The 14061-nt window shown below is 53.4% G+C and carries 10 protein-coding genes; 4 read left to right on the forward strand and 6 right to left on the reverse strand.

Annotation, left to right across the window (positions count from 1 at the left end; all coding sequences use genetic code 11):
* Positions 1–26: 26 nt before the first annotated feature.
* A complete protein-coding gene (locus tag NSQ73_RS23210; RefSeq protein ID WP_340988347.1) occupies positions 27–1412 on the reverse strand; it encodes a polysaccharide deacetylase family protein in 1386 nt (461 codons plus the stop codon).
* A 252-nt stretch (positions 1413–1664) separates the two neighbouring features.
* Between NSQ73_RS23210 and NSQ73_RS23215 the strand changes: the two genes are divergently transcribed.
* Positions 1665–2891: an AI-2E family transporter gene (locus NSQ73_RS23215; protein WP_340988348.1), complete on the forward strand. Its 1227-nt coding sequence runs from the start codon at positions 1665–1667 to the stop codon at positions 2889–2891.
* Here NSQ73_RS23215 and NSQ73_RS23220 read toward each other — a convergent pair.
* From NSQ73_RS23220 to NSQ73_RS23230, 3 genes are all read right to left on the reverse strand, one after another.
* On the reverse strand, positions 2852–4657 hold the full coding sequence (locus NSQ73_RS23220) for a peptidoglycan D,D-transpeptidase FtsI family protein (protein ID WP_340988349.1): 1806 nt from the start codon (positions 4655–4657) through the stop codon (positions 2852–2854). The genes NSQ73_RS23215 and NSQ73_RS23220 overlap by 40 nt on opposite strands.
* Before the next feature lie 110 nt (positions 4658–4767).
* Positions 4768–6831 carry a methyl-accepting chemotaxis protein gene (locus NSQ73_RS23225; protein ID WP_340988350.1) on the reverse strand — a complete coding sequence of 688 codons (2064 nt, stop codon included), beginning with the start codon at positions 6829–6831 and terminating at the stop codon, positions 4768–4770.
* A gap of 170 nt (positions 6832–7001) precedes the next feature.
* Positions 7002–8024 (reverse strand): glycoside hydrolase family 130 protein, encoded by a 1023-nt coding sequence (locus tag NSQ73_RS23230; protein ID WP_340988351.1) that lies wholly within the window; start codon positions 8022–8024, stop codon positions 7002–7004.
* Between the two features lie 267 nt (positions 8025–8291).
* Between NSQ73_RS23230 and NSQ73_RS23235 the strand changes: the two genes are divergently transcribed.
* The 3 genes from NSQ73_RS23235 to NSQ73_RS23245 are packed head-to-tail and all read left to right on the forward strand — an operon-like array spanning position 8292 to position 11687.
* Positions 8292–9254 carry a glycoside hydrolase family 113 gene (locus tag NSQ73_RS23235; protein WP_340988352.1) on the forward strand — a complete coding sequence of 321 codons (963 nt, stop codon included), beginning with the start codon at positions 8292–8294 and terminating at the stop codon, positions 9252–9254.
* Positions 9255–9300: 46 nt separating this feature from the next.
* Positions 9301–10515: an AGE family epimerase/isomerase gene (locus NSQ73_RS23240; RefSeq protein WP_076242601.1), complete on the forward strand. Its 1215-nt coding sequence runs from the start codon at positions 9301–9303 to the stop codon at positions 10513–10515.
* Positions 10515–11687 (forward strand): glycoside hydrolase family 130 protein, encoded by a 1173-nt coding sequence (locus NSQ73_RS23245; RefSeq protein WP_039295646.1) that lies wholly within the window; start codon positions 10515–10517, stop codon positions 11685–11687. The genes NSQ73_RS23240 and NSQ73_RS23245 overlap by 1 nt, the downstream gene beginning before the upstream one ends.
* A 114-nt stretch (positions 11688–11801) precedes the next feature.
* On the opposite strand, the gene NSQ73_RS23250 is transcribed toward NSQ73_RS23245, so the two are convergent.
* Both NSQ73_RS23250 and NSQ73_RS23255 read right to left on the reverse strand, forming a co-directional pair.
* Positions 11802–12764 carry an alpha/beta fold hydrolase gene (locus NSQ73_RS23250; RefSeq protein ID WP_340988353.1) on the reverse strand — a complete coding sequence of 321 codons (963 nt, stop codon included), beginning with the start codon at positions 12762–12764 and terminating at the stop codon, positions 11802–11804.
* A gap of 123 nt (positions 12765–12887) precedes the next feature.
* A complete protein-coding gene (locus tag NSQ73_RS23255; RefSeq protein WP_340988354.1) occupies positions 12888–13952 on the reverse strand; it encodes a LacI family DNA-binding transcriptional regulator in 1065 nt (354 codons plus the stop codon).
* Positions 13953–14061 lie beyond the last annotated feature (109 nt).

Here is a 14061-nt window from a genome sequence, read left to right on the forward strand (position 1 = left end):
TTATAAGTGCTGTCTGCCTGCTGCATTCAATGAACAACCGTTGCTCCGGGCAGTTCAAGTTCAGCCTCAAGGGAGTGTTCCTCTTCCCGTACCCGTTCCCGCTGCTTCACCGGCTTCTGCGGCCGCTGCTGGTTCATCTGGTCGAGCAGCTGCGACACGGGCATCAGCATCATTTTGGGTACCAGCAGCTCACTGCGGACTTTAAGTCTCGCTCCGCCTGACGGGTGAATGACGCTGAGCAGAATACTGAGATAGAACTTGGTGGAACTTGCGAACAGGCCGCTTGGCAGATCCAGAACCATGAATCCGAACTTCTCCGGCCCGCGGTTCAGCATGCTCACACCGTAGAGTGCCTTGGCTTCCGCCAGATCCACATCACCGGCAATCCGCTCCGCAAGCACCGGGAGATCCTTCTCCATGCGGCGGATCATGCGGATGGCAAGCTGTGCCGAGGAACGCGAATGCACCCCCAGCTCGAACAGCTGCCTGTTGTCGATATGCAGCTCGATCACCTTGTCGCCTTTGCTTAAGGTCTCGCCGTTATCCATCTGCACGGGATTCCCCTGATACTTACGCAGCCGGTAATGCAGGAACGGATCTGCCGGAGAGATCGTCTTAATCTGGAACAACAGCTGGAATACCTGTTCCCAGGCCAGCCATAAGCCGACAACCAGCCGTTTGCCGAAAGACAGCCTTGTGATAGGTGATTCCTGCACCGCCTTGATCATCTTGTCAATCCGGATACTTCGCAGCCCCCGCCTATCCGCTTCTTGAAGCATCCGCTCCAGGGCAATAAGCATATGCTCCGGTGCATGCGGATCGGCACCGAGTGTAGTACCGCAGTCATGAAGCAGCATGACCTCACCCGGACCCAGCTTGGAGATCAGCTTGTCGGTCAGCCGTTCCGCCCCCAGCTTCTCCTTCCAGTCGCCGAACATGGCCGACCAGAGTACAATCTGCACCTGCCGCCGCTTCGAGAAGTCAAACAGGTTCACAATTCCCCACGGCGGACGGTAATAGGTGCTGCGCTCGCCGGTTATTTTGAAGATAATATCATCGGTCCGCTGAATTTGCTTCCTCACCGTTGCCGGACGCATCAGCCAGTTCGTCTTGTGCACATAATTGTGAATCCCGATGAGATGCCCTTCGTCATGCATACGCTTAATAATCTCCGGATGCGCTTCAGCATGAGCACCTACCACGAAGAAAGTCGCCTTAGCTCCATAGCGCTTAAGCAAATCCAGCAATAACGGTGTATAATGCGGGTCAGGTCCGTCATCAAAGGTCAGGCCATAATCCGTGCGCCCGATTCCCTTGCGAAAGACACGATAACCAAATATACGGCTGATCATTCCAGGAATGAAAGCATAAAAGGTAGAAATGTAAAATAGCCAGAGCAGCAAAGTCTGCATGTAAATTCCCCGCTTTTCCAGAGTTGACTTTGGCTCGTCTTACGTGTGATACGGCCAAGTAGAGTAAGTAGAAGCGTCTGCTGTCCTGCAAGAGGACAATACCGTTGTGGCGACAAGTAGTACATTCAAAAAAAACGTTACCCCCTATTTTAACACAGCTGCCAAAGAAATAGACGCTTTTTTATTAAAATCGTGTACAATGAATTGAAGTGATTATTGTAAATTTATCTAGAAAAGGAGTCGTTTATCTCTATGCTGCCGCTGTACAAAAAATATTGGCGCACTTTTTTCGACATCGGATTGGTTATTCTGACGCTATATCTCGTGATGCTGGGATTCAGTAAGCTGTATCAGCTGGCCGCTCCTGTGTTCCTGTCCTTTTTTGTCTTCCTGCTGATTGAGCCGCTGGCCCGGTTCCTGAACCGCAAGGGAATGGCTAAGCCTTTCGCCTCCGCTATCTCCGTGGTACTCTTCTTAGTGATCCTGCTTGGCGCATTATTTGCTGCCGGACTGCTGATTACGACTCAGGTCATTCAATTCCAGGACAATCTGCCCAGATATACATACATAGTCCAGCAGCATTTTACTGAGGCTACCACCTATCTCCAGCAAAAAATTGATGCGCTCCCGCCCGATCTCACAGACAAACTGAACGGTTATTTCACCGATGCGACCAATGTCCTCTCGACGTGGATGGTCACCTTCTTTAAATATATGATCGGTGTGCTTGGCTCCTTCTCTTCCTTTATGGCTAATTTCGGCATTGCGATTATTCTGGCCTTTTTCCTCAGTATGGAGATTAAGGACTGGCGCCGGATCGCCCATGACAAGCTGCCCAAGACCTTTAAGACGGCTTACGCTTTCCTGCAGGGGAATGTGTTCAAGGCTATCGGTTCTTATCTAAAAGCCCAGCTGATTCTGATCAGCATCACCTTCGTGATCGTTCTCGCCGGACTGCTGATTCTGCAGACTGGAAATGTTCTTACTCTGGCTCTGATCTGCGCCTTGTTCGACCTGCTGCCACTACTCGGAGTACCGGCGATTCTGATCCCCTGGATTATCTATTTGTTCATTGTCGGCAATACCTCACTTGCCATTGGTCTGATCATTCTGCTGGCAGTGGTGATGGTTATACGGCAGCTGCTGGAGCCCAAAATCACCGGAAATTCGATCGGCGTCTCCTCGGCGTTCCTGATGTTATCCTTCGTAATTCTGTCTTCCTCTGTATTTGGCATCGCCGGCCTTATTCTGTCGCCGATCCTGCTGATCCTGCTCAAGGAGCTGATTCAGCAGGGATATCTGCAGCGCTGGATCTATCTGCCGCAGGAGGAATTCATCGTGTCTCCGTTCGCCGCTTCTGAACCCTCCACAGCCGGCGGCCCTGTATCGGGTAATACGGCAGGTACAGCTTCGGAAGGTACAGCAGGCACAGTCGGTACTCAGGCCCCCGTTGACCCGGACAGCAGCTCAAATACTTGACCGAATAATTTGGCAGCTGCCTGCGGACTGCTTGGAGCCACGTTCTCGACAGCAACGGATACAGCATATCTCGGATGGTCTACCGGGCCATAGCCGATGAACCATTGATTATTGCGGGCCACGCCTTTGACCAGAGTCTGCGCTGTGCCTGATTTGCCGGCGACCGGCCATTCAAGGCCCTGCAGCGTCCGGCCTGTTCCTTCTGTCACCACTTTACGCATCATGGACAGCAGCACGCGGGCGGTTGCCCCGGATATTCTGCCCTGCGGCGCAGGGGCCAGATGTCCCGGAAGCTCCTTCAGCGTCTGGCCGTTGGCAAAAGCAACCCGCTGCAGAATACGCGGCGCTCTAACCTCCCCGCCATGCAGCAGCGTGACTACGAGATTCGCCGCCTGCAGCGGTGTAATCCGCACATCGCGCTGTCCGATCGCGGTCTGCACCCTGGCCCCGCCGTCATCCGGCAGCAGCGTGGTGAAGATCGTCCCCGCCTGCTCCCCGGAGAGCGGCCGGAGCAGCGGCAGGCCCAGCGTATTCTCCGCCTGCCAGCCGATGTCCCGGCCAAGGCCCAGTGCCAGAGCAGCAGCATTAAGCTGTGCTCCACTAAGCCGCTCGGCAAGCGTGGCGAACACGGTATTACAGGACACGGCGAACCCCTGCGCCATCGTAAGGGCGCCGTGTCCTTTGCCGTTCAGGCAGGTTAATCCGTATTTCCCGTATTCTCCTTTACAATAGAACGGTTCCTCCGGTGAAGTTAATCCGGCCTCCAGGGCAGCAGCGGCAGTGACTATCTTGAAGATGGACCCGGGTACCGCTGCCTGCAGCGCCCGGTTGTTCCATTCGCCCCCTTGCGGCGAGATCTGCTCCGGGTTATAGAACGGCAAGGAGACCATCGCGGCAATATCGCCGTTCTGGCTATCCAGGACTACAACGGCTCCCTCCTTCACGCCCGCTTCTGCGGCCAGCTGCTCAATACTCTCCTGTAGTTTCTTATCAATCGTGGTATATAAAGACAGCGGGTAATAAGGATTCCCCGGTGCTTTGACTACAATCGGACTGCCTGGAACACGGTTGCCCCGGGCATCCACCTGGGCAACCGCCTCTGTATGCCCCACTCCCTGCAGCAGCGGCTCCAGTGTTTTCTCCAGCCCGTCCGTACCTGTACGCGGAATCCGCAGACCTGTCGGTGATTGCCGGAGGGCTTCACCCGAAGCTTCAGACAAATAACCAAGCCATTGCCGCCCTGAAGCGGCTCCATCATATCTGCGGGCAAAGGGCAGCGCCTTAACCCCCTCAATTCCCAGCTCTTCCACTTCGCGGGCCTCTGACAACGACAATGCCAGCGGAGTGTCCCCCTTGCCGGAGGGCCAGAGCAGCGGCTCCTTAAGTCCTGTGCGTCTGGATTGCAGCTGGCTGTAGCTGACTCCAAGAATTTCTGCCAGGCGGTGCAATTGGTTATCCCCGGCAGGCTCCCCGGTAACCGTATGCAGCTGAAGTGACTCTTCCTGCGGAAACAGCGCCGCTGTCCACACAGTCTCTCCGGCCAGCGGTTCTCCGTTCCTGTCATAGAGCCGGCCCCGTCCGCTGTCCAGCACTGTCTCCCGCTCGCTCTGAATTTCAGCCATCTGTGCCATCGTGTACCCGCTGCTGCTTACCTGCTGATTCTTCAGCAGCAGCTGGACCCAGGCCAGTCTGATGATCAAGCCTGCCACGAGCACAGACAGGATCAGCAGACTCCAAAATATACGTTTGTGAACCAGCTTCTGCAAGTGTTATTCCTCCATCAAGTGGGCTGCGGAACTATGGGTTCTATTATGCCCACCCCAAACTGCAAAAAAACCGCTTCCCCCGAAGGAAAAGCGGTTAATGTACTTGCAGCTTACACGCTAAATTTAGACAATCGTTCTTTAAGCTTGGACGAGGCATTCTCCAGTTTGGCGGAGAGATTGACCAGATATTCGCTTACGCTCTCCTGCTCACCTGTGAGGGATGCAACCTCCTCAGAGGCGGCAGAGGATTCTTCCGCAAACGAGCTGACATTGCCAATCGTCTCGGACAGCACTCTCTGCGAGTGGTTCAGTCCGTCAATGGATGTTGACACGGAATCCAGCCGGGTAATCAGATGATTCATTTGCCCCTGTACACTGACGAAGATCTCGCTGGTGTTCTGAACATACGTCATCTGTTCTCCAAACAAAGGTGCCACCTCGGATAATGCGGCTACAGTCTCATGCATGTCATTCATGATTCTGTCGGTAATCTCAGCAACTACTGCAATGGAACGCTTGGATTGTTCAGCCAGCTGACGGATTTCGTCAGCGACCACGGTGAAGCCTTTGCCTGCTTCGCCTGCCCGGGCTGCTTCAATAGTAGCATTAAGCGACAAAATATTAGTCTGCTGGGTAATGTTCTGCATGACCTCAAGCACCCGGATGACTGACGAGGTGGTATCCTTCAGTTCATTGACCTTAATGACGAGCTTCCCTGTCCTATCGCCGGTCTCATGCGTTCTGCCCAGCAGCTCCTGCAGCTTGACGACCCCTTCCCTGCTGGACGCCTGTACGTTATGTGCGGTCCCGCCAATCTCCTGGGCCGCAGCAATCACCGCATCCATCCGCTCGGAGATCTGGGCGGTCATCTCATTTCCGCGGTCTGCTTCCAGCGCCAGGTTTCCTGCACCGCCGGCAATCTGTTCAGTTCCTGCGGCAATATCCTGTGCGGCCACTGCGGTCTCACGGGATGCATTGCCCAGGGCATCTGCGGTCTCCAGTACTTCACGTGCAGTCTCATTGGTGTGCACGACCAGCTCTGTGATCCGTTCCATCATCATATTGAAGGAGCCTGACAGCTGGCCGATTTCATCATGCGAGACTACCTTTGTACGCACACGCAGGTCACCTTCTGCCCCTTGGAACATGAGGTCCCGCAGACGCGACAGCGGCCGTGAGACCATCCTTACCATCCAGAGGCCAATGAGAATGGCGATGACGGCAGCGGCAGCCACTGCTATGTAAGTGGTGTTAAGGATACGGCCCGCATCTTTAATCAGATTCTCGGAAGGGACAACGCCAAGCAGTCTCCAGCCCGAGCTCTGCAGTGTACCATACACGGCAAGAATGGATTTGCCCTTCTCATCCTTGGTCGGCAGGGAGCCTGAGCTCTCGCTGAGTCCCTTGAACAGGGTCCCTCCCAGACGCAAGTAAGTGTCTGTCTCCTGATGCTGGGAAGAGGCAATCATCTCATCTTTGGTAGTCAGCAGCTGGATATAAGAATCCATCCCCAGATCGACTTTGCTGAGGTGGCTGGCCAGCTCCGTAGTCTTGATGTCACAGACCGCTATGTATCCTAAGCTTCCCGCTTCCCCCGCTACGGACTTGGCGAAATGGACCACGCCTTCTGCTTCCCCTTGCTTCAGGGCCTCGGTAATCCACAAGCCCTGCGGCTTATCCTGCAGCTGCTTGTACCACGAAGCTTCGCGGACACCCGCCAGAAATTCATTGTCCACAGCCCCCGCTGACGCGGCAGGCAGCGCTTCATTAAGAGGAATCAGATAAACCGCTTGCACATTAGTAACTGCAGAGAGCCAATGGTTCAATTCGCCGCTGATCACAGCGGCCTGTTCCGTCCCCCCGCCTGCAGCAGCAGTACTTTCTTCCGAGACTGCCTGCCGGATATCCTTATTGTAGAACAGCTGGCCCAGATTATCTTCAAAGCGCAGCAGAGTTACATCAAGCTTCTCTGCCGTTTGCTCGACTGTCTGCTGATTAGCGGACAGTGCATTGTTCTCGATTGTTTGTTTGGCAACAGAGTAGGATGTATAGCCCAAAGACAGGACGATTCCCATCGTCGCAACGAAAAACACGAGAAAGAGCCGCACCCCCAGCGACTTGGAGGGATGCAGCCGAGTAAGAATACTTTTACCGCGAACTGTTGACTTGCTCAAAAAATCACCGCCGGATCTGCTGTATTCTTGTAGGGAATGATTCCGCACAAGGCCAGTATTAATAATATACCATCAGATCTTTTATCGCTGTGATTTTGTTGTATGAGATGAGTAGCATAGAATGCAGACCAACGGTGTCAGGTGAAAAGGCCTCTGCTGCCTTATCCAATCTAGATTTTGCCTAAATCCGCATCATCGCCAACCTCTTCATGGGTGTCGATCACGTAGTTGACGATTTCCTGCACTGTCGTATATGCAACACCTACATAAGTGTCAGCCGCCCCGTAGTAGATGGCAATGCGGCCCGTTTCGGCATCATTCAAGGTCGCGCACGGGAAGAGCACATTGTTCACGAAGCCTCTCTCCTCATACCATTCTTCCGGTGTAAGCACGAAGTTCCTGGAGCGGTATTTGACTCTCGACGGCTCGTCTTTATCCAGAATAACCGCACCCATGCTATACACCAGCCCGTTGCAGGTTCCAGTTACACCATGGTAGAACATGAGCCAGCCTTCGGAGGTTTCAATCGGGGCGGGACCGCCGCCAATCTTGGTGCTCTGCCACCAGCCCTGTCCGCCTCTGCTCATCACATGACGGTGTTTGCCCCAGTAGACGAAGTCAGGACTCTCACTCAGGAAGACATCGCCAAACGGGGTATGGCCGCTGTCGCTTGGACGGGAGAGCATCACGAAGTTGCCGTTAAGTTTCTTGGGGAACAGCACGCCGTTGCGGTTGAACGGCAGGAATGGATTTTCCAGGCTGATGAAGGTCTTGAAGTCCTGCGTTCTGGCTACACCGATGGCGGCGCCGTAGAAATCCGTACACCAGATAATATAGTACGTATCTTCAACTTTAACCAGACGCGGATCGTAGGCATATCTCGGCATGTAGGGGTTGCCTTGTTCATCAATGAACGGAATGGGAGCGTCTTCAATTTTCCAGTCCAGTCCGTCATGGCTATGGCCCATACGCAGATGAGGGCGGGTTGTATTATCCTCTACCCGGAATACGCCGAGGAAGCTTCCTTCATAGGCAATTACCGCACTATTGAAAATACGTGCAACCCCTTTGGCCGGATTGCGTTTGATGACCGGGTTGTCACTATGTCTCCATACCGGATTCTCATTTCCTTCCGGTCTGTCCTGCCAAGGCATATTCGGAATGTTACTTCCGGTCAGTTGAACTTCTCTCATAGTAATAGTCTCCCTTCAGATTGGCGCAGCCACGGCTGCAGTTGACTGATGATTCCGTCCACTCCGCAGAATGGACATACATAGAGGCCGGTTTCAGGCTTCCCGCACAATTCCCCCTTGAAAACATTCATAAAAAGCGTTATAACTTAATTGTATTCTTGTTATCGTTAAATAACAATAACATAATAACAAAATACAAATAAATTATTATTTTTGTTTTATACACTATATTTTTTTGTTCATTCTACAGCAAAGCGAGGTTACCACATGTCACTGCTTAGCGAGTATATCGGAGGCGTAACCTGGGGGTTCATGGGCAGACGGGGAACCTGGGCCAATGATGCAGCGGAGTCTTCCATGGAACTGATGAAAAGGGCTACCGGTGCGAACTGGACCGCCATCGCATTCAGCGCACTTCAAGCTACCCCGCAATCTACAGAAATCCCCTATTGGTCAGAACCCACGGTCAGTGATGAAGAGGTACGCTGGGCCATCCGCCAGGCAAAATCACTTGAACTGAAGGTCTGCCTGAAGCCCATTGTGAATTGTGCAGACGGCACATGGCGGGCTCATATCAACTTCTTCGACAAGGATGTTCCCTGCGAGCCGAAATGGTCAGAGTGGTTCCGTTCCTATACAGCCTTTATCCTTCATTATGCTGTGCTTGCCGAAGAGAGCGGCTGCGAGATGTTCTGTGTCGGCTGTGAGCTGGTCCAGACGGACCGGCGGGCCGCAGAATGGCGTGCCCTGATTGCCGAAGTCCGCAAGGTGTACAGCGGTGTAATCACCTACAACTGCGATAAGTATCAGGAGGATAACGTGAGCTGGTGGGATGCGCTTGATGTAATCTCTTCGAGCGGCTATTATCCCGAGCAGGACTGGGAAGTACAGCTTGACCGGATTGAGGCGGAGGTCACGAAACACGGCAAGCCCTTCTTCTTCATGGAAGCGGGATGCCCCAGCCGGACCGGCAGTGCCGCCATCCCGAATGACTGGAGTCTCGAGGGCGGACCGGATCTTGAAGAGCAGAGCCGGTTCTACCTTGCCATGTTCGGCGCCTGCGGGAAGCGGGACTGGGTACAGGGCTTCATGCTGTGGGATTGGCCGGCACAGCTCTATCCGCTGGACGAAGCAGCAGGCAACGATGATTACTGCATGTACGGCAAGCCGGCGGCAGGCATTATTGAAGAGTATTACAGTTCCAAGACGAAATCCCCGCCTACCTTATAGCCTTGATTTCAATATCTACCATTACTGTTTAGGAGTGAACAACCATATGACGAAATCGCCACAGATTTGGCGGAATGAAATGGAAGCAGAGCTGAAAGATAATATCCTCAGCTTTTGGATGAAGCATACCCTGGATGACAAGCATGGCGGATTCGTAGGTGAAATAGATAACCAGATGAATATCAATCCGGAGGCCGGAAAAAGCCTGGTGCTGAACGCGCGGATTCTGTGGACCTTTGCGAGCGCTTACCGCATGTATGGCAACGCTGAATACCTGACTATGGCTGAACGGGCCCACGCCTATTTGCTTCAATATTTCACCGACGCCGAATACGGCGGCTATTACTGGATGGTAGATGCGCTGGGCGCCCCTTCCGAACGCAAAAAACAAATTTACGGCCAGGCCTTCGCCATCTACGCCCTGGCTGAGTTCCATCATGCTACCGGACGCCAGGATGCACTCGATCAGGCTGTGGCACTGTTCCGTCTGGTCGAGCAATACGGCTATGATCCGCTTAATAAAGGTTATATCGAAGCCCTCTCTGAGCAGTGGCAGATGACAGAGAATTTGAGTCTCAGCAGCAAGGACATGAATGAGAAGAAATCGATGAACACCCATCTGCATGTGCTGGAAGGCTACACCGGCCTGTACCGTGTGTGGAAATCCGAAGAGCTGCGGACCCGGCTGGCTGAGCTGATTGAGGTCATGCTCCTCCACATCATTGATAAGGAGGGCAAGCATTTCCATCTGTTCCTGGATGAAGAGTGGAATATCAAGTCCGACCATATCTCCTACGGTCATGATATCGAAGGCAGCTGGCTCCTGGTCGAAGCGGCTGAAGTGCTTGGGGATGAGGAGCTGCTGCACCGGGTGCGCAGTGTGGCTTTGTCCATGGCCGAAGCAACATTGGCTGAAGGCATTGACGCTGACGGCGGAATCTGGAATGAGGCGGATTCGAACGGGCTGCTGGATAAGAATAAAGACTGGTGGCCGCAGGCCGAAGCGATCGTCGGCTTCTATAATGCCTACCAGCTATCCGGAGATCCGAGGTTCCGCGATGCTGCTGAGGCAGCCTGGACGTTCACTAACAGCTACATGGTCGATCATACATTAGGCGAGTGGTTCTGGGCCGTTGATGAATCCCTGCAGCCGCTGGCGCATGCATCCAAGGTCAGTGCCTGGAAATGCCCTTATCATAACAGCAGAGCCTGCTTTGAAATGATCGGAAGACTGACAACAACCTCAAAGGAGACTAAATAATGAGCACATTATTCACAGAACGCAAGGCGCAGTTAACAGAACGATATGAATCACTGATTGGCCGCAAAAATGAGAAGGTTCCCTTTGGCAACGGTACCTATGACCGTTATCAATACCCGCTGCTCACAGCGGAACATGCGCCGCTGATCTGGCGTTATGACTTTAACCCGGCAACCAATCCTTATTTCGCTGAACGGATCGGCGTGAACGGCATCTTCAACCCGGGAGCCATTGAGCTGGACGGCAAGTTCTACATTGTGGCCCGTGTCGAGGGGAATGACCGCAAATCCTTCTTCGCTGTAGCCGAGAGCGACAGCGGTGTAGACGGCTTCCGCTTCTGGGATCATCCGGTTGTCCTGCCGGAAACTGAAGAACCGGATATCAACGTCTACGATATGCGTCTGGTGAAACATGCCGACGGCTGGATCTACGGCCTGTTCTGCACCGAGCGCAAAGATCCCGCTGCCCCGCACGGCGATCTGTCCAGTGCAGTTGCCCAGTGCGGAATCACCCGCACTAAGGACCTGAAGACCTGGGAACGTCTGGCTGACCTCAAGACCGGCTCTGCCCAGCAGCGTAATGTAGTGCTGCATCCTGAATTCGTAGACGGCAAATATGCCTTCTACACCCGCCCGCAGGATGGGTTCATTGATGCAGGCTCCGGCGGCGGCATCGGCTGGGGACTGTCCGATACCATTGAGAATGCTGTAATTACCAGCGAATCCATTATGGATCAGCGTTATTATCATACGATCAAGGAAGTGAAAAACGGCCAGGGCCCGGCGCCGGTCAAAACCCCTCAAGGCTGGCTGCACATCGCCCACGGTGTCCGCAACACTGCTGCGGGACTGCGTTATGTACTGTACGCATTCCTGTCCGATCTGGATGAGCCGAACAAGGTTACCCATGCTCCCGGCGGACATTTCATCGCTCCGGACGGTGAAGAACGCGTCGGCGATGTATCCAACGTTGTATTCTGCAACGGCGTAATCGCCCGGGACAACGGGGACATCTACATCTACTACGCTTCCTCCGACACCCGGATTCATGTAGCTACCACTACGGTAGATCAAATGCTTGATTATGTGCTCAATACTCCTGAAGATCCGCTCCGTTCTTATGCCTGTGTCCAGCAGCGCATTGCCCTAATTGACCGGAATCTCCAGCTGTAATTGCAGCTGTAATATCCGTCTGAGGGCAGATTGCACGAAGCACTTATACCAGTAAAAAGGCAGTACCGGCAGAATGCTCTGCCGGTACTGCCTTTTATTCGTTTGAGCCGCTGGCTATAAGGTATTCAATAATTCGGTGACGTATTTAACGACAGTCTCCGGTCTGTGAATGGGAATGGAATGCCGGGGATCTTCTTCGGTAATATGCTGTACATTTGGGGTCAGCCTGGCTAAGCGCTGCTGGCCTTGCTTCCATTCTTCATCCGGACTGCCTGCGCTAAGCACCGTAATGGGCAGCTTGCTGCTTAGCGGCTCTGCCGCCTTCAGCTGCAGGGCACTCTCTTCCGCGCAGAGCAGTTCTGCATATGCGGCCCGGTAAGCACTCTTGCGGTATCCAAGACTTGAGGCGTTTTTTTGGATAGCTGCCGGGAGTCTCCGCCCTCCTACAGGCCTTCTAAGCAAGCGGGGAATCCCCGCAGGCGCCAACAGATAACCCAGCTTATATTGCCGTCTGTTCGCCTCCCGCTGCTGTTTCCGGCGGTTGCTCATTTCATCCGTAAGATAACGGCTCTCATGTACAGCATCAACCAGCAGCAGCCCCTCCACTTCATCCGGATATTCCCCCGCAAAACATCTCACAATCATGCCTCCATAGGAATGGCCCACCAGAATATAGGGAGGCTTGCAGTCCATTGCCTTCAGCAGTTCCCTGAGCTCCCGGACGTATTTCCTGCAGGTTGCACTTTCCGGCTGGCTGCCGCTCCCGCTCCAGCCCAGGCCTGCCCGGTCATACGAGACCACCTTGGCATACAGCGACAGCTCCGGCTGCACCATTGACCAGTCCAGGGATGATCCGCCCATACCCGCTTCCAGAATTACGGTGTGGTCTCCCTTCCCCATAACATGGGCATGAAGGCAGGCATCCTGCACAGGAACCATTTCTCCAGGAGGCTTGTAGGTTAGAGCATCACGCTTCGTAAGGACATATTGAACGATGGACAGCGGTGAACAGATTATTGAAATGAACCGGTGCAGAGCCTGCTCGTTCTGCGGAATCGCGGCCATGTGTAACGTCACACCCTTCTCTTAACTGATGTCCAAATTATATAGGCGTGTGCTCAGGCCAAAAAGAGAAACTATAACCGGGACATTTCCTATTTTACCTTCGATTATCCTGCACGAAATACAATATAATTCCAACTATGCTCTTGGTCCAGTCACCGAATCCCGGTGGACAATGTCGGCAGCAATCAGGATCTTCTCCAGCGGTGCGGCAGGGTTATGGATACGGTTCAGCAGCTTCTCTACAGCCGCCCGGCCCATTGCCTCTTTCGGAACATGAACAGTAGTGAGCGGGGGAACCCCCCGTGTGGCGTCCTCAATATTGTCAAAGCCGGTTACCGAAACTTCACCCGGGATGACAAAGCCTTCTGCTTTGAGCACATCACTAATGGTGAGCGCAATGAAATCATTGGCACACACTAGTGCGGTTGGCAGACTTTTGGTTTTCTTGCGTCTCTGCAGCCATTGCTTAAAGCTCTCATCAAAAGTTCCATCATCCATTCCCTCCAGCTGCAGCATTTCATCATCCCCGGCAGGCGTCTTCATTCCATTCTCTTCCAGGGCGCTGCGGAAGCCGATCCAGCGGTCACGAAAGCTGCGGGAATAGCGGATATTTCCGATAAAATGCAGCTCTGTATGTCCCGTGCCCATCAGGTGATTGCTGAGCCGGGTCATGGAATCCGTATTATTGGCGAATACGGTATCGCTTGGAATAAGCGGATCTTCATGGTCAATCAGCACCATCGGCAGGCCGATGCGGTGCACCTCCAGCAGCAGTGAGGTCGAGATCTGGCCCACGCCAATCAGCCCGAGCAGTCCGTTAGGGTTGAGAATATTGACGAAGTTATCCGTCCGGTGCTCAGAGACTATGACCATGCCCAGACCTTCCTGGTCCAGCGCCAGTGCAATGCCGTCTACAATCTTCCCCCAATACAGGGAATCCTGGGTTTGCGAACGGATATTAGGCATCAGCACCAGCACAGATTGTTTGTTCCGGTCACTGTCCGCAGACTGCGGAGGACGTTTGATGCTTTGAACATAGGCATTCTTTTGAGTGAAATAGCCTAATTGCGAAGCCGCCTGAATGACCCGCTCCCGGGTAGTTTCGTTGACGCCGCCTTTGCCGGACAGGGATTTGGACACGACAAACTTGGAAACGCCGAGATGGTCGGCGATTTTTTGCATAGTGACTTTCTTAGCCATATATAAGACCTCCAGATACTATTCACGGTTTCACATAACGAGTCTTTATTCATTGTTGCTAACTTTTTCGGAAATCATAACATTTAGCTAACAAAATAATTATACGGGG

Origin of the sequence: Paenibacillus sp. FSL R10-2736, assembly GCF_038000245.1 — a bacterium.
GTDB classification, from domain to species: Bacteria; Bacillota; Bacilli; order Paenibacillales; family Paenibacillaceae; genus Paenibacillus_AQ; species Paenibacillus_AQ phytohabitans.